Genomic DNA, 18995 nt, shown 5'->3' with positions numbered 1-18995 from the left:
ATACAGCAAAACAATAAAATTTAAAATTATTTAATCTTTTGGTTATTATAATATAGCAATAATAAAAAATCAACCAACTCAGTATAATCATACTACAAATTTTCACATAGAATTAAGCAGGTTGATCAACATAGGACTCCGAAGAAGTCAAACCAAAAAGCGTATTTTTCAGATTGGGCAGAATCCGAAAAGAGCTCTAACTAATAACAAAAGTTCGTGCACATTTTTAGACACCCCCTTTCATCACAAAATCATCGCTTTTGATGGCATTGTGTGATAACATAACCTTAATATGTGATTACAATATTTGACTAGGGTTTAGTATTTCTACCAGTCTTTAGACATCCAAAAAAACAGATTGCTAAAACTTGTCATAACACCCATCAAAGAGGAAATATTATGCCATCATTTGACATCGTTTCTGAACTTAATGCCCAAGAAGTGCGTAACGCCATCGGCAATACCGAAAAAGAAATCGCCACTCGCTTTGATTTTAAAGGCAGTAATATCACAGTTGAGATGAATGACAAAGCCAAAACCGTTACCATCACTACTGATAACGAACTACAGGCTGATAATGTATACGCCATCTTTGAAAAACAGCTCATCAAGCGAGGCGTGGACCTACAAACCCTAGACCCCCAAGAAAAGAGTCAGTCAGGCAAACACACCAAGCAAGTCATTAACCTAAAAGATGGGCTAGACAGCGATACCGCCAAAAAAATCAGCAAGGCCATCAAAGAGAGCGATTTAAAGGTCTCAGCCAGCATTCAAGGCGACAAAGTGCGTGTTTCCGATAAAAAAAGAGACAATTTGCAAGCAACAATGGCGTTATTGAAAGAAAAATCTTTTGGCGTGCCATTACAATTTAACAATTTCAAAGATTAAATATATATAAATCAACAAGTTATAAACTATTTTAATATTTTTTAAAATAAATTCTTGACGAATAAAAATAACTTGATATAATAGCCCCAATTTTGAGAGATACGGTGAAAGCGTTCAAAAGTTGGTAAAGTAATTATTCATTGATTAACTTTACAGTCCTGTGCTCCATTCGTCTAGAGGCCTAGGACACCGCCCTTTCACGGCGGTAACAGGGGTTCGAATCCCCTATGGAGTGCCAATATTTTAAAAACAGCCCTTAATATTTTAAGGGCTGTTTTTTTATTAACAAGTTTATTTTTATCATCCATATAGAAACCGCCAATTCTCACAAGAGCAGGCGGTTTCTTATTGATATTTAGGCGATTAGCATTATTGACGCACCACTCGACCAATCTGCCCCACCTCACTGTTAAATACCCTTACAGGATTAATATCAATACCTCCACGGCGGGTATAGTTGGCAAGCACTCTTAGCGATGTTGGCTGAAAATATGTCATCATATCAGCAAAGATTCGCTCCACACACTGTTCATGAAAACCATTATGCTGTCTAAATGACAAAATATACTTTAAAACATTGCCAAAATCCACTTGATGGTCGCTGGTCATCTCAATCTGCACCACCCCCCAGTCAGGTTGGTTGGTAACAGGGCAGTTCGAGCGTAACAGATTGCTATAGAATTGATGGGTTGTTAATTTGCCCCACTTGGTATTTTTTAAAAAACTGCTGTCAATATCATCAGTTAAAACCAGTTCTTCATTCACATCATCTAACGCACCATCAATACAAACCCCCATTGGCTTGGCAATGTTTAACTCACTGCCATCTAAACCGATGATTTCCACAGCAACATCAGCCCCCACACAGACCGATAAGTCTTTTTGCAGGGTGGCTTTTAATTCGTCAGCAGTGCTAAATTTGGTAAAATTTAGGCTATTTAGATATAATTTTAAGGATTTGGATTCTACGATATTTGGCGAATCAGCAGGAATGAACAATCGAGCCATCGCCACTTGTGATACACCAATAGGGCTTAGCCATGATAATTCAAAGGCTTGCCACATATCCACGCCGTGATAGACCTTGTCAAAACCCACATCTTTGATGATCTCATTTCGCCCAAGTTGTCGTGAAATGGGATATAAAATACTAGGGTCATAGGTTTTAGGATAGCTTGTGGTTTCACCCAATACACCATGAATACTCATTTTTTTACCTTTTACAAATCAGTTAATACCATCAATTTAGGTGGTCAGTCCCACCCCATCAAGTCTTATTTATAAATTAAGATATTCTGATGCGTCTGCCATCTTTTAATAGTTGATACGCCACACCATAAAATATCACACAAAATAACAAAATCGCCAGTAAAGCATAATCGACATTGACATCAGAATGCCCCAAAATACCATAACGAAAGGCATTTACCATATACACGATGGGGTTTAGTAGCGATAAGTTTTGCCAAAATGGCGATAAGTTTTCTAAAGAATAAAACACCCCACCCAAATATGTTAGGGGTGTTAAAATAAAACTTGGCACGATAGAAATATCATCAAATGAGCGAGCAAATACCGCATTAATCAATCCACCCAACGAAAATAATGCCGATGTACCAATAACCGTGATTAGCATGATTGGCACATGAGCGATTGACAATTTGGTAAAGAATAATGCCACAATACTCACAATCAAAGCGATGGCAAGCCCACGAAACACGCCACCACAAACATAACCTAATAATATGGCGTGCTTAGATATGGGCGATACCAAAAGCTCATCAATACTGCCATGAAATTTGGTACTAAAAAATGATGAGACAACATTCGAGTAGCTATTGGTAATCACCGCCATCATAATCAGACCTGGTACGATGAACTGCATATAGCTAACACCGCCCATCTCCCCCACTCTACTGCCTATCATCTGCCCAAATATCACAAAATACAGCGTCATGGTAATGACAGGGGGTAATAAAGTTTGTGGCCAAATGCGTAAAATGCGTTTTATTTCTTTACATAATAGGGTATAAAAAGCAATAAATTGGGTATTCATGATTCTTCTCTGTCATTTAGTCGGTTCTCTTCGTTCACGCCATTCTGATGAAAATGACTATCCACCACACCCATAAATAATTCTTCTAAACGGTTGGCTTTATTTCTCATACTTAGCACTTCTATGTTTAGGTTATTTAATTCAATAAATACCGCATTTAGACTTTGTGATTTATCCAAAGTAATCTCTAAGGTTTTTTTATCCGCCAGATGCACACGGTGGGCAGTGCTAATTTGTGGCAAAGTAGCCTGCTCATCTTTTAAATCAAACACAAAAGTTTCTAAAGATAACTGCGTAAGTAGTGATTTCATCTCGGTATTAATCAGAATCTCGCCATGATTTAAGATGGCGATATATCTGCACAACTGCTCGGCTTCTTCTAAATAATGCGTTGTTAGGATAATGCTGACACCCTCCTCCTTATTGATACGCACCATAAAATCCCACATGGAACGGCGAAGCTCAATGTCCACGCCTGCAGTTGGCTCATCTAATATCAAGAGCTTGGGTCGATGGATTAAGGCACGAGCAATCATCAGACGGCGTTTCATGCCTCCAGAGAGTGAGCGTGATTTGGTATGGCGTTTATCCCAAAGCCCCAGCTCTTTGAGCAAAAACTCAGCTCGTGGCAACGCCTCTGATTCTTTGATGCCATAGTAACCTGCTTGAGTGATGAGTATATCAAGGCATTGTTCAAATTGATTAAAATTAAATTCTTGAGGAACAACACCCAATTGGGACTTGGCAAGGCTTGGCTGTTTATGTAAATCTATACCAAAGATTTCCACTTTGCCATCAGTAGGTGGAAAAAGCGAACTGATGATCCCAATCATGGTAGATTTGCCCGCCCCATTCGCCCCAAGCAAGGCAAAAAATTCGCCCTGTGGTACGGTCAAATCCACGCCCTTTAGAGCGGTAAAGCCATTGGGATAAGTTTTTTTTAGGTTGGTAATCTTTAAAGCAGGACTGGTCATGTAAATATCGTTTCATTAAGAGTAAGTAATGTATATGGAGGCGAAAGTTGAAATGACAAACCAATCACTCATCAATCGGTTTAAAACTTTGATGAATGACGCCACCTTGCTAAATTTTGCCACCAGTTCGCCACATCGTCTTGACAATTTAGCAATAATAAAAAAACCAAATAGCCTAAGTGAGTCTGCGCACCTAAGCCATTTGGTCATAACAACAGGTTATTTAGACTGACTGATGATGTAATCTACAGCATTTTTTACTTCATCATCAGAGATGTCAGCACCACCACGAGCAGGCATGGCGTTAAAGCCATTGATGGCGTGGTCATATAAAGTCGCCGTGCCTTTAGCAATGCGAGACGCCCAATCAGAAGTACCAGTCTTTGGTGCACCCACCAAACCTGCATCATGGCAAGTTGCACAGATTGCCTTATACAGCATATCGCCAGGGCGTGCCTCACCTTCTACAGCAGGAGCAAGTACGGTGATGTTAATGTCACACTCTTCGCCATCAAAACATACTTTGCCATAAGGGGCAATGCGTGAGATGAGTTTTGGGTATAACGCAATCAGTTTTTTGACCTGCTCGCTATCCTCAGGGATAGACTCTGCTGATTTTTGAGGGTTGTCAGATGCTGCCACTTCTTGAGTTTTAGCAACTTCTTTTGTGGTTGTAGGCTGAGTAGCTTCTTGAGCTTGACTTGCCATTGTGAAAATCGCCAGCGTAGCGGCGGCAGATAACATTACAATTTTTTTCATTGTCATCATCTCATCTTAGCCTTGAGCAAAAAACTCTGGGTGTCTTGGGCTGATTCAGCGATTTGCTAGCACACGCCCAAATGATTAAAAATTCTCCCTGCTATTATAAGGGAAAAGGAAGGTAAAATGCCATGCTTTTTATGTAATATCTCAATAAATCAGCAAAAAATTAGTAATATTTTTAAAAATTTCTCGCTTTTTGTGGGAATGGGTGGCATTTTTTATAAAAACTTGCTAAAATTCGCCATGCCCAATAGGCACCGATATTCTTTTTAAGTCTTAGCACCTATAGCTCAGTTGGATAGAGTGTCAGCCTCCGAAGCTGAAGGTCGTGGGTTCGATTCCCGCTAGGTGCACCACATAATATTCCTATAGGGTTCAAATCAGTATTTGAACCCTTTTATTTTAAAGGGTTTTATTGGTTTTATCGTCCTATACCGTCCGTATAAAACCGTTTAAATCCACGAAAAAACTGGTATATTTACTGGTATAAAATTTAATACAGGAAATATACCAGCATGAGCCTTACAGATACCGCCATTAAAAAACTTAAACCGTCCGAAAATGCAAACCGAACCGACCAGATAAATATGCTGACGCTGGCAGGCTTTGGCTGTATGTAAGAAATACAGGCAATAAAGTATTTATGGCGGTTTATCGTTACATGGGCAAGCAACATGAAATCACTTTGGGCAAATATCCAGCCATGAGCCTAAGCCATGCACGAAGTGAAAATCTAAAAATCAGAGAATTACTAGAACAAGGCAAAAACCCAAAAGACATCATCAAGGCTGAAAAAGCCAAAAAAGACAATCAGACTTCTTTTGATTTTTTCGCCCAAAAATGGCTACATCATCAAAAAAATAATGTTAGTATCAAAACCTATGAACGAGATTTAAGCATTTATAACAATCACATCAAAAGAGCGTTTGGCATAGAGGACATTCATGCCGTTAATCTGACCGACATTTTAACACTGACAGAAAACCTAACCAATCAAGGGGCTACATACACCGCACGGCGTATCATTGGACAACTCAACAGCATTTATAGCTTTGTTGTACTCAAACAATTAACGCCAAACCTATATAACTCCATTCCAAGAAATATCAGACGCACCATCACACACAAAGAGACCAAATACGCACGAATTAAAATACAAGAATTACCCAAACTCATGCTAGACATCGACACCGCCAACATTGAACCCATGACCCGTTACGGCCTTTATCTTTTGGCTTATACTTTTGTACAAACTGGCGAACTGCTAGGCATGACATGGCAAGAAATCGACCTAAACGCCAAAGTTTGGCGAATACCAGCCCACCGCATGAAAAACGACTTACCCCACATCGTCCCACTTGCCCCGCAAGTGATAGAGATACTACAGCAAATCAAATCTTTTGGCTTTAATAGTGATTATGTGCTGTATAGCCAGCGAAGCAAGACAGGCGCAATGAGTGAAAACGCCTTTACAACCGCATTAAAACGCATGGGCTATCAAGGCAAAATGACTGGACACGGCTTTCGTGGATTGGCAAGTACCAGCCTTTATGAAATGCAGTACAACCCCAAAGCCATTGAATTACAACTAGCCCATATCAGCAGAGACAAAACCGAACGGGCGTACAATGATGCCCAAATGCTACCCAGACGCATTCAAATAATGAACGATTGGGCAAATATCGTTGATGAAGTCCGACAAAGCGACTTCAAAACCTACCAAAACCGCCTAACTGCTGACACCAGCACCGACCAACTTACCCTATTTTTAGAGCGACTGAATAAAAAAGCAAAAGACAGCCATACACCAGACACACAACCGCTAGAAATCCAAGCCATGCAGTAAATAGCACGCCTGCACGCCCAAAAATGATTAAAAATACAAATCAAAAGGGGGTATTTATTTTAAAGAATATATGTAATGTTATAATATAACAAAAAAAGTGTAAAGATTTGTGCCAGTACGAGCTAATTCAAACAAAAAAACCACCCAAAAAGATATATAAAAAATAGGCTGTGTTTTAAGATTTGATTGATTTTTAAGTTTTTAAAGGAGACTAAGTGTCGCCTTGATTTTTATTATCTATTTTTATCGTCCTTTACCGATTGCCGGATGTTATAGATCTTTAACAAGCTATCATAGATGATTTTGGGGTCTAGTGTAATGTTAAATGCACTTAATACAGCTTTGTCAAACTCAATGCGATCTTCTTGTTGTAACTCATTCGGGAGATCTAATGTACTTCTATTTAAAATAGATTGAAATTTCTCTACAATTTCTGTTATCTGTTCGCTAGATAGTAAATTAGGGTCTAATATCATCAATTTTTTTGACATTGTTGTTGAATTTAAGTCCAACGCACCTAAACCCCGACCAAAACCAATACTCTCAATATAGAACAATGAAATTGCACTATTTAATAAAGCGTGCATTATATTTAACTGTTCCGTATCTTTTACAGATAAACTAATCAATCGTTGATTAACAAAAGAACGTTCTTTTAGTCGATAAACGCATATCTTTTTATCGGGGTTCATTGATATAACCATATCAGCCAAAGCATTTGGTTTCATTTCATACCAAAATTGATTAGCTCGGCTTAAAATTTTGACTAACGGTTTTCCATTTGTATTTGTGCCATTTTCAAATTTAGAAATCCATTCTAATGCACCTAGATGATTCCTATATTTTAATACTTCAATAGATTCTGAGCAGCAAAATGCTTCATTTTTTGCTTCTCCTATTAAAGAGTCGGGCAAATCTTTTGAACTCATTACAACAGGCTTAATATAGTCAGATTCAATTTTATGTTTACTTTCGGGATAGAACATTTTATCCCAACCTCTACGTTCTCCACGAGCTATTTTGATGTAGTTGCTAACATTTGTTAACTTATCTGCAACTAAGTCAATCCAATCAAGATTGCTAAACAGAGCATTCCAAGAAATACCTAATTTTTGAAACTTGCTTATTTTTTCAACTTTATGTGTTGCCTTTGATAAGTGAACTGATTGTATTTTAGAGCTTAGCGTGGCTGTAACCATTTCGGTCAATACAGATTCATCCCAATCCTTGATTAAGGTGTTTGTAGTTATAAAATCTATTTCATATTCGGAATGTTGATTGTCTTTCTCCAAAACTAATAGGGTTGCAACAACATCTGCATTCCCAAACCATTTTCCTTTTGAAGAGCAAATTACTTTTAAAATTTTAAAATGTTTTAATAAATTTTCCTTAAACTGCTCTCCCCATTCATTTGCTAACCAAGAATTTGAAATAACAACACCTATTCTGCCATTTTCTTCAATCAAATTAGAAAGATGAAATATGATATAAGCGTATAAATCTGATTTTTTACTTAACCCTAAATTATTTAGCTTATCACTATTGGGAATTTCTGCCGTTTCAAATCTTACAAATGGTAAGTTAGAAACAACGGCGTGCATAATTGGTAACTCTTTTGTTACAACTTGCTCAACAAATGGATCTACAAAGGAAATTTTGGCATTCGGTTGTAATTCAAAAACATCTTGCTGAAACACTTGAACAAGACTGCCTAATGCTTGTGGGTCTGATAATGCAATAGAGCAAAGTTGTAATGGATATGAAAATTTATCACTAGCCCACACTTGATTTAAGGCTTCATTAGGTGGAATTTTGCATTCTCGCTTGATTTGGTAAACTGCTTTTGGAATAGTGCCGCTTCCACAACATGTATCAATTATATTGGCTGTGCGATTCTTGATCGTTATACTAGTAAGGAAATAAGCTAAATTTATTGGAGTAGAAAATTGTCCAACAACTTTCTTCCTTGAATGTAATAATGCAGAATCAATAACATTGTGCAAATAGTCGCTATCTATCTTATCAAATCGAATCTCTTTTAATAACTCATTCAATCCTAACCAATATGATAAGAATTTACTGCCAATGTATTTATCTCCAACATTAGATAGAAACACATTCATAAAATCACATTTTTCTGTAATTTTCTCAAATGTTTCAATAACATCATCGACAGATGAAGCTGGAGTTAGGTTGTTAATTATTTCGGCATTTTGATTAAATGTTTTTAGATAGTGAGAAAATAATAACCTGTTCACCCAAGAAAGAATAGAAAAATCTGCTAATACAGAATACTTATTATCGCCTTTTGCTTTGTTTTCATTAAACCACTCTGTAATCTCTATATCAAAATCAAAGTTTTTAACAGCATTAGATTCAAAATTGAGAGATAAATCTTGCTTAAAGCTCTCTAAACTATTCACATATAAGTTGGAGCTTAATTCTAATAGTCCGACTGTCTTATAACTTGAATCAGAAATTATCTTTGATATATAAGTAATTATATCTTCAAGTATATATTTCCATTTATTTTGATGTGTTTCCACATCTTCTCTGTTCTTAATGTCTGATTCTATCCAAGTTTTATTGATTGAAAAACTATTTCTCTCCCTAATGTAGAGTACTGCTTCTTTTGCGTTCCACAAAAGAAATGAGTTTAAGCCAAGTTTATTAGCTTTTAACTTTGCATTTTCTATTAACTCTATATCGGTAATTGGTGTATCAGGCATTTTCAACTCCCAGCCTTGAATAACTTCACCAACCCCCTCGTTACCATACAATAGAACATCTGGAAAAAGGGTTTTCTTGCTATGATCTTTTAAAGTTCTCTCGCCACCTGCTTTCTTAACGAATAAGTTCTTTTTAGAACAAAATAAATTGATATGACTAATCACATCAATAGCCCACGCTCTTTCATTGTAATTTAATTTTGCCTTGCTCATCTTACAACCCTTACATTTGCACCAGCTTTATTCAATCTATTTAAAGCTAAATCAATATAGTCAATGTGCTTATCTTTAAATAATGTAGCATTTTGATTTTGTTCAATTCCGCAAAAACGTCTATTTTCTAATACTGCGGAAACTAAAAAACTCCCACTTCCGAATGTATTATCTAAAATGAGATCGTTTTCATTTGTATATGTTTTAATGAGATAACGCCCTAACTCAACTGGTTTCTGTGTTGGATGCAAAACTTCCCCTTCACTTTCAGCAGTTTTAAAATAAATTACATCGGTAGGGTATCGCTCTCCATCACTTTTTACTAATTGTGGTTTAAAATCTCCATAGCTACCGGTCAGCTGATCTTTTCTAATACCTTTATTGTATGGCTCGCCTTGCTTCATTTGTGGATTATATGTAGGCTGTTTTTTATAAAATACGCAAACATCTTCATATTTTCGCAAAGGTTGTTTTTTAGCATTTAAGAAATTTGTTGGTTTTGATTTTTCCCAAACAATTTTATATTTAAAATCCTTTTCATTAGATAAAATTAATTTAGCGGTAAATACACCTTGTGAAGTTAAAACAATAGCTCCATCAGGCTTAACAATTCTGTTATATTCTTTCCATAATAAATTGAGATCTATTACACTATCCCATTTATTCTGAGTTGTGCCATAAGGTAGATCACATAAAACCATATCCACGGAATTGTCAGGAAATTTTTTCATAATTTCCAGACAATCCCCCTCAAATAATGTATTTTGCATATCTTGAATAGAAATTTGATTATTCATTTTACCTCCTAGATAGGTAATGCAGGGCGTTTTGAGATTTCAAACGTTCTACTTTGACAAAACGTATTGCGAATAAAATCGAATAAGACGACTTCTTTATTCTTCTTCGTATCTTTGGCGAAGTTCACAAAGTTGTGATACACGAGATAATTATTTAGGTACTTTGTTGCCACACCTTTGAATGTACCGAAGATTAAATCTTTCAGGCGTTTGTGATAGTTGTTCACGGTCTGAATGTTGAATACGCCATTTTTATATTTGTTTCTCGGGATTCGGATATGATTTAAGCCCATATCGAACGACAATTTCTGATAAGAGCGGAGCGAATCCGTCACAAACACGGAATTTTGGGCAATCTTACCGCCTAAGACTTTCTGCAAATCTGTTACATTGGGACGACCTAAATTCGCTATCTTAGCAATAGATAGCCCATTTAGATTTACACCCACAGGAACACAGATTTGCTGTTTCGATAAACCACGTTTTGTCGCCACTGTTCCTCGTTTATGTGGTGGGCGTGGCAAGTTAAAATTTTTGTGATGCCCTTTATAGGAAATCGTGGTAAAGGTTTCATCAGCTTGCACTACACCATCTAATTCTACTTGCTCCATCATCTTTTGCAGAGCGTCTAAGATTTTATGCCGCCAAGCAAAGGCGGTAGCAAGATTGATGTCGCAAATTTCAGCACATTTACGCAACGAGTATTTTTCAATCATACAATGAACGTACTTTTCTAATACCGCAATATCTTTTTTCATACTGAATAAGATTGTGCCAGTTTGTTCAACAAAGGCTTTATTGCAATCACGACAAAGGAAATTTTGTCTGCCATTACGCTTACCATTCTTCACAAAATGAGCAGATTGACAATGTGGACAGGCTTTTACGTCTCTTGGTTGGATCACTTTTTGAATTGCAGATTGGCTACTGGTAATTTGGCTTAAAAACTGCTGTTTATCTCGCTCAGACAGGTTTTCAAAGAGTTGCTTGAGTACATCAATTTCGTGTGTGGTTTTCATAAATAAAAATCCCCATAACCGCTTGATAGTATGGGGATTATAGCAAATCTGACGCACCACATCAATCAAATTTTAAAACACAGCCAAAAAATAAAAAAAATAATATTTTTTTATATATTTATCCTTTTGCCGTTTGCCGTCTTTGATTTTTTTATGCACCGTTGGTATTTTTTGCCGTTCGTGCTTGTTCGGTGTTTTTACCAGCTTTGGCGGTGTTGATTTTTTATAGGCTTGCCACGCCTGCCATTTTTTTATAGGTTATGATATAACTTTTCATTTCCCAGCCATTCCAGCCATTCCAGCCATTCCAGCCATTCCAGCCATTCCAGCCATTCCAGCCATTCCAGCCATTCCAGCCATTCCAGCCATTCCAGCCATTCCAGCCATTCCAGCCATTCCAGCCATTCCAGCCATTCCAGCCATTCCAGCCATTCCAGCCATTCCAGCCATTCCAGCCATTCCAGCCATTCCAGCCATTCCAGCCATTCCAGCCATTCCAGCCATTCCAGCCATTCCAGCCATTCCAGCCATTCCAGCCATTCCGACCGAACCGCCCTATTTTCGCCCTAATCAGCGTTTGGCATGGTTCAGTGCTAGGGCTTGCGTGCTTGTTTTTATTATCAACATATTTACACCTTTTTAATGATGAATTTAAAAATACACCCCCAAAAGTCTGCTAAGTTTGCTAAGTTATTCAAAAATAGCCCTGTAAGCCTTACGCCATAAGGGTTAAAAACTTTCCACCCATTTGCTAAGTTTTGCTAAGTTATTGGAAAGTTTACTCCAAATACCATAAAAACCAGCACAACCACGACTACACCAAACACTATCAATCCCTTTATCTATAAGGCTTGGCGGTGTTTTGCCATCATGATTGAATAACTTAGCAGGGGTGGGAATAACTTAGCAAACATGGGAATAGCTTAGCGGGGCTATCATCTTTAAATTTTCGGGTTTTTTAAAGATGATGGGTATGTTATGTTGATGACATAAACATATCTATGCTATCATGTTTAAAAATTTGGATTTTATAAAGATGACATTTGACCCAAACCGCCCCTATAATGATTTGCCACGCCTGCCACCTTTGCACGATGTGGAAACCAAAGCCGTGCTAAAATTGTGCGTATTGGCACGCTCAAGCCTTGCCAGTCTAAAACAAGCAGGCGAGCTAATCCCTAATCAAACCATGCTGATTAACGCCATTCCCTTGCTAGAAGCCCAATCAAGTAGCGAAATTGAAAATATCGTAACCACCACCGATAAACTTTTTCAATACGCCCATGATGACAATGTGGCAGACCACGCCACCAAAGAAGCCTTGCGATACCGCACTGCCCTTTATGATGGCATACAAGCGATTAAAGAGCGACCATTAACCGCAAACACCGCCTTAACCATTTGCCAAACCATCAAAAATTCACAGTTAGGCATACGCACCCATAAAGGCACGGTATTACAAAACAGCGTAGGCAAAGTGATTTATACACCGCCAGACGACCCAAACGCCATCAAAGCACTATTGACGGACTGGGAAAATTTCTTACACGCTCACGATGATTTAGACCCATTGGTAAAAATGGCAATCGCACATTATCAGTTTGAAGCAATACACCCATTTTTTGATGGCAATGGGCGAACTGGACGGATTATCAATATTTTATATTTGATTGATAAAGGCTTGCTTGATTTGCCTATTTTGTATTTAAGCCGTTATATCATTCAAAATAAAGCTGGCTATTATCAAGGCTTGATGGGCGTAACGGCTGATGGTAACTGGCAAGATTGGCTAGTGTATATGCTAACTGCCATTAAGGAAACAAGCGATTGGACAACTAAAAAGATTTTGGCAATCAAAGAGCTACACCAAAACACCGCTAATTTTATCAAAGACAACGCCCCCAAGATTTATAGCCGTGAATTGGTTGATGTGATTTTTGAAATGCCGTATTGTCGGATTAACAATTTGGTTGATAAAGGCATTGCCAAACGCCAAACCGCCAGCACCTACTTAGCCAAATTGTGTGAAATAGGCGTATTGAATGAAATGCAAGCTGGCAAAGAAAAGCTGTTTATCAATCCAGCACTAATGAGACTACTACAAAGTAGCGACAATCATTTTTAACCCTTTTGCAGGCTAGGAGTAATTAACCGAACGGCGGTTATTTTTCATACCTTAGACCGCCCCGCCTGCACTCTTTTTTTGGTTAAGGTATGGGTAAGGTATGAGATGAAACACACCGAATGGGAAAATAAATTAAAAGAATTGAGCCAAATTGCTGATACAAAAGCATTGTTTGAAAGCAACTTAGGTGTAAATACAATTGATATATACCGTCTTGCACTTGTTTTTTTCGCTGATACACCCCTGCCAGCAGACCATCAAACGCAATTTGATAAGTGTATTTCTGATATTATCAGCATTTGCACTGATGTTATCATGGAAGTTATAATAAATAGCGGTGGTAATTTTACTTACGCCCTATTAGTTAGTTATTTTAATAAAAACACATTGTTTAGCACCGCCCTTGATAATTTTTTTGCCAGCTTTGAGCAATCAAGCCTACACACACCGCCCACGCCTGCCATACGCCAAAAAGTAGTAGAACTAATAGCTTTATCCCTTACCCTAAAACACCTTGCCAGTTTTTTATATCAAAATGGCAATGCGTTTTATGCTATGGCACTTGCTAATAAATCTTTGGAAGTGCTAGGCGGTGCTAAGTATTTGTATGGACTGCCACAAGATACAATCTTAAAATTTGAGCTTTTATCCGATGATGACAAAACCGCCATTCATAAGCAAATCCAACGAGAGCAAGGCAAACAACACGCCCTAAAAGCAACCGAACATAAAAGACAAGAAAGGGCAAGGCTAGAAAAAAAATACTTAAACATCATGACAAAACAGGGTTTTACAAGCTATGCCGAAACCGTCAGGCATATTTTTCAGTACGACAACCAAGAAAACAAAAACTATGAATGGATAGAGAGCGTATTAAAACAAGCAGATAAAGACCGTAAAGAACACTCAACCACCCAAATTGAGTGAACACAGAAAATGTAAGACCCCCCTATCACCCCAAATAACCCCCTTACTCATGTAGCAAGGGGGTGTTTTATTGTTCTTAAAAATCAACCGTTTACAATACGCCTTATCCACCGCTAGACAGTATTACAAAGCAATGGAGTATTACGGAACTAGCAAAAAACAACCAACAACAAAGGCGTATTTTATGACCCATTCAAACGACACTTTCCCAGCACAAGGCATTAGCAGAATTAAATCCGTGCATGATGACTGGTTTATCCAAATCCACGATTTATAACTGGGTAAAGACTGGTAAATTTCCAGCACCCATTAAGTTATCCCCCGCAATGACCGCATGGCGTAACAGCGATATTTTGGATTGGATTAACCGCCTAGAAACGGTTGATGACTATCCAGCCATTTCCAGACCACCAGCACCAAACAATAACCAGCACCCATCATAGGAGCGAAACCATGCTACCCATTTCCCACAATCAAAAAAACCATCAAGCCATGCTAGACGGTGTGGAAGTACATATCAAGCACGCCATTAACACCATGAACATAGCCAGCTTGTCAGCCCGAATTTCTGAGCTAAAAAAGATGGGGTTTGTCATTGATTGGCGTTGGCAAAATAGCCCAAATTCCCGCTACAAAGTCTATTTCATCAAAGATAAGGCCAACGCCCGTAAGCGTTATCAAGAAATCCTAGACGGCACGGCAAGCATTTATCAAGTCGTAGCACAAGCACGAACGGCAAAACCAAAAACCACCAAGCCCAAAACCAAACGCCAAAACAATGGTAAACCACAAGGGAAATAAAACCATGATAGACCAAACCCAAAAAATGGCAACGATGGCATAACTGATGATGATTATCCATATTAACCACTAACCAGCAGGCGTAAGCAACCACACCGCCACGCCTGCAAAAGCAAAGTAAATAATGGGAGCGAATTTATTATGGCGAAAACCTATCATTCATTCAGCAAACAGCAAATTCAAGAAATGTTGCGTTTATTGCCCAGTGAGCCACTAGAGCCAAAAGCGGTTGATATGAATATTTGGTATTGGGACAGTATGCGAACAACATTCCCTAAATTATTAGAAACTGGATACCAGTTGATAATGAGCTTTAGGGAATTTGTGGCACACATCGACAATTTAAGAGAATTTTTGACCCAAAAAGCCCAAAGCAACCGCCCAAAACTAGACACAGAGACAATCTGCAAACTGCATTTTATCAAAGCAATGCATCTGTTCAATATTCAAGGGCTAAGTAACCCAACCCAGCTATACAATGGTATTTTGCCAGCACTAACCTATGATGAATTACAACAGATTTGGGATAATGCAGGGCTAAATTGCCAAAAAAACAAAACGCCCCTAACGAATTAGGGGCGAAATGTGGAAAAACGAACAATAAAAAACACAAATTTCAATCACAAAAGAGATTATAACATGAAAGAAATTTCATTAAAATAAGAATTGATTAAAAATATTTCACCTGACAAAATCGCAGGCGTGAAATATGATGAGCGTCTCTCTCAAAACTTACTAGCCGTTACGCCAAACGGTTTACATTGGCTTTTTTTACGCCCAAACACCGCCAAAGCTGGCATTGGTGTAAGCGTAAACCCATCATATACGCAAACTTTGCCCATGCTGGCAAATTTTCGCCCCTTTATGGTGTGGTTGATATTACAAAATAAGCCAGTTGGCGAATATGTAAAGCGGTCACTAGTAAGACCGAGAGTGAGACCACACCGCCCATTACTGGGTAAATTACTCAAAACTTTACTAGGAGCGTCAATCATGACCGCAAACCCCATCTTATCCCATTCTCTAACCGTCCTAGCAGACGAATACCACCGCCATAGCGAACTACACGCCCAAAATCCATACGCAGGACATGGCGATAAAGCCAATGCCATCTACAACGCCATGAATGAGCTGGTAAAGCTAATCAATGAGCGAAATGGGCAAGTGTACCACCTAAGCCAAAAACCATCACAGAACGCATTGTAGCGTTATTTAGCACGCCTGCTATCCGTGTTTTTGCCAAAGGAGGTGCAAGATGATTAAGTTTGTACTTGCCACACCAGCCAACGCCGTGCATATTTGCCCACCGTGCAACCAAAACACGCCATACACCAGCCAAGCGATAGCATTTAAAGACATTCATGCGTTTTTACCGCCTGCTTGTGTGTTTGCCAATGGCAAAGATAAGCACCTTGTTATCACTTGCCAGCATTTGACGAGCTTTCAGACGCAATCAAACACGCCCAAAGCATCGCAAGTAATGAAAGCATCAGCGTCGCCATTAAAACCATCACAGAACAATTTTAATCTAAGGAGAAAATATCATGAATGTAGTTATCAACACTGGCACAACCGCCAATCTTAACCAAACCACCAGCAACACCAACGCCCAAAGTATCGGACATGACCGCCTAACACCAAGCATTACCATATCAGTAAATGATGTTGAGTGTTATGCCTATGATTTTGGCACGGCAAATGAGCAGTTTTGTCTGTTAGGGCAAGCAATGGATTTGTTACGCCATCATAAAGATGATTTGACTTCATTTGAAACTTTATGCGAGCTTATCCAGCAGGCGTGTTGGAACATGGCAAATAACGCTGAACACAACAAAAAAGACCTGCTGGCACTGCTACCAACGAAACGCCAGCCCAATCACAACAAACCAGCCTAACCAAAGTACAAGACGCCCAAAAAGCCATTTATCTATTTTGGGTGAATGGCTTTTATTGTCTGATGGCTGGATTTATCGACATGGCAAACCAAAGCAGCCAAACCGAGCGACCGAACCAGCCCAAGTAATGATTAAAATTGTATCAGTGGAATTTATCATGACAAACGCACACGAATTATTAAACCGCCCATTATTTGCCAAAAACGCATTTTTTAACAAGCGACCTTTTACCAGTCAGCAAAACGCACACAGCCACGCCCAGCACCCACATGGGCAATCATACCACCCACACCCCACAAGCGAAAATAGAGCGGTTGGCAAGCATGGCATGGGCAATCATCAGCACGCCATGCGATTTGATACCGATGACAAGCCCGACCCAGTCAGTTTTTATGCACGCTATCGCCAGCTTATCACGGATAATTTTATGATGGATGAGACCTTGCAAACTTATTGGAAAAAATGCCAAAACTTCTTAGAGCTACCACCTGCAGATGATAAAAGAAAACGCCTAGCATGGACGATTCCAGCTCTAAAAATCACGCAAGACTATTGGTGTGAGGTAGAAAAAAACCAACAAAAGGCGGTATTAACCACAACGCCAAAGCCTATGCTAGTCGTATGGTGGAGAATGCTACACGGCTAGGAGCGTTATTTGCATGGTTCAACGGCAAAAACGCCATAGAATCTGACGACATCAAAGGAGCGATAGCGATTGTGGATTATTCAGCAAGCGAACGCAGACGCTATGATGACATTGCCACAGATATTACAGACGCTGAAAAGCTGTTACAATGGCTGGTTAAAAAAGCCAAAGAGACAGGGCAAGATAAGTTTTATTTGTCATATCTACAAACGAGCGTAACGCCCCAGCATTTACGAATTAAACAAACACTAGAAACAGCATTAGAATTGTTAAGTGATAACAATTATATCTATCTGGACACCGAGACCACAAACCGCCGTCCAAAGCGTGTGATAGAGCTAAACCCAGCATTATTAAATCAATGTTAGCCCAACCGCCTTTGATCATACAGGCAATACAAACAACAAGGGTAAGCGTTCGCCCTTGTTGTTTTTTTATCGGTACTTTGTTTGAATATAACAACCGCCAAAGCATACAGCACGCAAACACCAGCCCCACCGCCCAGATATAGCCATCAACAAAGATAGCACCAGCACCGACCGAACCGACCACCAGCACCGAACAGCAGGCTGAACCGTGCGACCATTCCAGCCACTGCCAGCCCTGCTAAGTTATTCCCATATCTGCTAAGTTATTCAATCTTAATAGTAAAACACCGCAAAGCCTTATAGATAAAGGGATTGATAGTGTTTGGTGTAGTCGTGGTTGTGCTGGTTTTAAGGGTGTTTGGGGTAAAATTGCCAATAACTTAGCAAAACTTAGCAAATGGGTGAAAAGTTTTTAACCCTTATGGCGTAAGGCTTACAGGGCTTTTTTTGAATAACTTAGCAGACTTAGCAGACTTTTGGGGGTCTAAATGAAAATGATGTGGTGCTACTGCACCCATGTTGCCACAACCCAACAGGTGTGGATCTGACCAATGAGCAGTGGGATACTGTACTCGACATCATCAAAGATAAAAAACTCATTGCCTTTATGGATATTGCCCATCAGGGCTTTGATGATGACATGGATGCAGATGCTTATGCCATTCGTCGTGCTGTTGAGATGGATTTGCCGATTTTTGCATCAAATTCATTCTCAAAAAACCTTTCTCTCTACGGTGAGCGTGTTGGCGGTTTGTCGGTGGTTGCACCGTCCGCAGATGAAGCCGAGCGAGTGCTTGGTCAGTTAAAATTTACGGTACGCCGCATCAGGGCGAAATTTTATCATATCGCTTGAGATGAAGTACTGATAAGGGATTGGATAATTTACTGATTGGTCATTTATCCTTTACTATCAACTCAAAGAAATAAAATAATATTTCTTTTATATTGA

The 18995-nt window shown here is 38.9% G+C and carries 20 protein-coding genes, 2 tRNA genes and 1 pseudogene; 15 read left to right on the top strand and 8 right to left on the bottom strand.

The window, feature by feature from the left end:
- Positions 1-399 precede the first annotated feature (399 nt).
- Both L3D27_RS02920 and L3D27_RS02915 read left to right on the top strand, forming a co-directional pair.
- Complete coding sequence (locus L3D27_RS02920; protein WP_373627438.1) at positions 400-888, top strand: YajQ family cyclic di-GMP-binding protein; 489 nt, start codon at positions 400-402, stop codon at positions 886-888.
- 162 nt (positions 889-1050) lie between these two features.
- Positions 1051-1126: transfer RNA gene (locus L3D27_RS02915), tRNA-Glu, on the top strand.
- A 131-nt stretch (positions 1127-1257) separates the two neighbouring features.
- Here the strand turns inward: L3D27_RS02915 and queF are convergent.
- The 4 genes from queF to L3D27_RS02895 all read right to left on the bottom strand — a co-directional run bounded on the left by queF (position 1258) and on the right by L3D27_RS02895 (position 4686).
- A complete protein-coding gene (gene queF / locus L3D27_RS02910; RefSeq protein ID WP_432481494.1) occupies positions 1258-2097 on the bottom strand; it encodes an NADPH-dependent 7-cyano-7-deazaguanine reductase QueF in 840 nt (279 codons plus the stop codon).
- A 76-nt stretch (positions 2098-2173) separates the two neighbouring features.
- Positions 2174-2944 (bottom strand): ABC transporter permease, encoded by a 771-nt coding sequence (locus L3D27_RS02905; protein ID WP_432481493.1) that lies wholly within the window; start codon positions 2942-2944, stop codon positions 2174-2176.
- Positions 2941-3918 (bottom strand): ABC transporter ATP-binding protein, encoded by a 978-nt coding sequence (locus tag L3D27_RS02900; protein ID WP_284674157.1) that lies wholly within the window; start codon positions 3916-3918, stop codon positions 2941-2943. Before L3D27_RS02900 ends, L3D27_RS02905 begins: the two co-directional genes overlap by 4 nt.
- A 219-nt stretch (positions 3919-4137) precedes the next feature.
- Positions 4138-4686 carry a c-type cytochrome gene (locus L3D27_RS02895; protein WP_284674155.1) on the bottom strand — a complete coding sequence of 183 codons (549 nt, stop codon included), beginning with the start codon at positions 4684-4686 and terminating at the stop codon, positions 4138-4140.
- Positions 4687-4959: 273 nt separating this feature from the next.
- Here L3D27_RS02895 and L3D27_RS02890 point away from each other — a divergent pair.
- Both L3D27_RS02890 and L3D27_RS02885 read left to right on the top strand, forming a co-directional pair.
- Positions 4960-5036, top strand: a tRNA-Arg gene (locus L3D27_RS02890).
- A gap of 254 nt (positions 5037-5290) precedes the next feature.
- Positions 5291-6526 (top strand): tyrosine-type recombinase/integrase, encoded by a 1236-nt coding sequence (locus L3D27_RS02885; protein WP_432481861.1) that lies wholly within the window; start codon positions 5291-5293, stop codon positions 6524-6526.
- 233 nt (positions 6527-6759) lie between these two features.
- On the opposite strand, the gene L3D27_RS02880 is transcribed toward L3D27_RS02885, so the two are convergent.
- The 4 genes from L3D27_RS02880 to L3D27_RS02865 form a co-directional block, all read right to left on the bottom strand.
- Entirely contained in the window at positions 6760-9468 is a 2709-nt protein-coding gene (locus tag L3D27_RS02880; RefSeq protein ID WP_076555224.1) for an N-6 DNA methylase, read from the bottom strand.
- Complete coding sequence (locus L3D27_RS02875) at positions 9465-10265, bottom strand: DNA-methyltransferase (RefSeq protein WP_076555225.1); 801 nt, start codon at positions 10263-10265, stop codon at positions 9465-9467. The genes L3D27_RS02880 and L3D27_RS02875 overlap by 4 nt, the downstream gene beginning before the upstream one ends.
- 8 nt (positions 10266-10273) lie before the next feature.
- The gene (locus L3D27_RS02870) at positions 10274-11284 is read right to left on the bottom strand and encodes an IS1595 family transposase (protein WP_432481492.1); all 1011 of its coding nucleotides are present in this window, start codon (positions 11282-11284) and stop codon (positions 10274-10276) included.
- Between the two features lie 273 nt (positions 11285-11557).
- A complete protein-coding gene (locus L3D27_RS02865; RefSeq protein WP_432481491.1) occupies positions 11558-11815 on the bottom strand; it encodes a hypothetical protein in 258 nt (85 codons plus the stop codon).
- A gap of 505 nt (positions 11816-12320) precedes the next feature.
- On the opposite strand from L3D27_RS02865, the gene fic reads away from it, so the two are divergent.
- The 11 genes and pseudogenes from fic to L3D27_RS02810 all read left to right on the top strand — a co-directional run.
- Positions 12321-13409: a protein adenylyltransferase Fic gene (fic, locus tag L3D27_RS02860; protein WP_432481490.1), complete on the top strand. Its 1089-nt coding sequence runs from the start codon at positions 12321-12323 to the stop codon at positions 13407-13409.
- A 105-nt stretch (positions 13410-13514) separates the two neighbouring features.
- Entirely contained in the window at positions 13515-14336 is an 822-nt protein-coding gene (locus tag L3D27_RS02855) for a hypothetical protein (protein ID WP_432481489.1), read from the top strand.
- Between the two features lie 242 nt (positions 14337-14578).
- Positions 14579-14779, top strand: a complete 201-nt coding sequence (locus tag L3D27_RS02850; protein WP_432481488.1) for a helix-turn-helix transcriptional regulator — start codon at positions 14579-14581, stop codon at positions 14777-14779.
- 10 nt (positions 14780-14789) lie between these two features.
- The gene (locus tag L3D27_RS02845) at positions 14790-15137 is read left to right on the top strand and encodes a helix-turn-helix domain-containing protein (protein WP_432481487.1); all 348 of its coding nucleotides are present in this window, start codon (positions 14790-14792) and stop codon (positions 15135-15137) included.
- Positions 15138-15278: 141 nt separating this feature from the next.
- On the top strand, positions 15279-15713 hold the full coding sequence (locus L3D27_RS02840) for a hypothetical protein (protein ID WP_432481486.1): 435 nt from the start codon (positions 15279-15281) through the stop codon (positions 15711-15713).
- Positions 15714-15803: 90 nt separating this feature from the next.
- Complete coding sequence (locus L3D27_RS02835; RefSeq protein ID WP_432480702.1) at positions 15804-16343, top strand: hypothetical protein; 540 nt, start codon at positions 15804-15806, stop codon at positions 16341-16343.
- Positions 16344-16392: 49 nt separating this feature from the next.
- Positions 16393-16722, top strand: a complete 330-nt coding sequence (locus tag L3D27_RS02830) for a hypothetical protein (RefSeq protein ID WP_432480701.1) — start codon at positions 16393-16395, stop codon at positions 16720-16722.
- A complete protein-coding gene (locus tag L3D27_RS02825) occupies positions 16682-17032 on the top strand; it encodes a hypothetical protein (protein WP_432480700.1) in 351 nt (116 codons plus the stop codon). Before L3D27_RS02830 ends, L3D27_RS02825 begins: the two co-directional genes overlap by 41 nt.
- Before the next feature lie 157 nt (positions 17033-17189).
- Positions 17190-17678: a hypothetical protein gene (locus tag L3D27_RS02820; protein ID WP_432480699.1), complete on the top strand. Its 489-nt coding sequence runs from the start codon at positions 17190-17192 to the stop codon at positions 17676-17678.
- Positions 17654-18046: a hypothetical protein gene (locus L3D27_RS02815; RefSeq protein ID WP_432480698.1), complete on the top strand. Its 393-nt coding sequence runs from the start codon at positions 17654-17656 to the stop codon at positions 18044-18046. The genes L3D27_RS02820 and L3D27_RS02815 overlap by 25 nt, the downstream gene beginning before the upstream one ends.
- Before the next feature lie 475 nt (positions 18047-18521).
- Positions 18522-18872: pseudogene (locus L3D27_RS02810) on the top strand (aminotransferase class I/II-fold pyridoxal phosphate-dependent enzyme); the annotation flags it as partial.
- Positions 18873-18995 lie beyond the last annotated feature (123 nt).

Source organism: Moraxella sp. ZY200743, assembly GCF_050885545.1.
Taxonomy (GTDB): Bacteria; Pseudomonadota; Gammaproteobacteria; order Pseudomonadales; family Moraxellaceae; genus Moraxella; species Moraxella haemolytica.
Note: the sequence above shows the minus strand (reverse complement) of the source record. Positions and strands in the feature narration are given on the sequence as shown.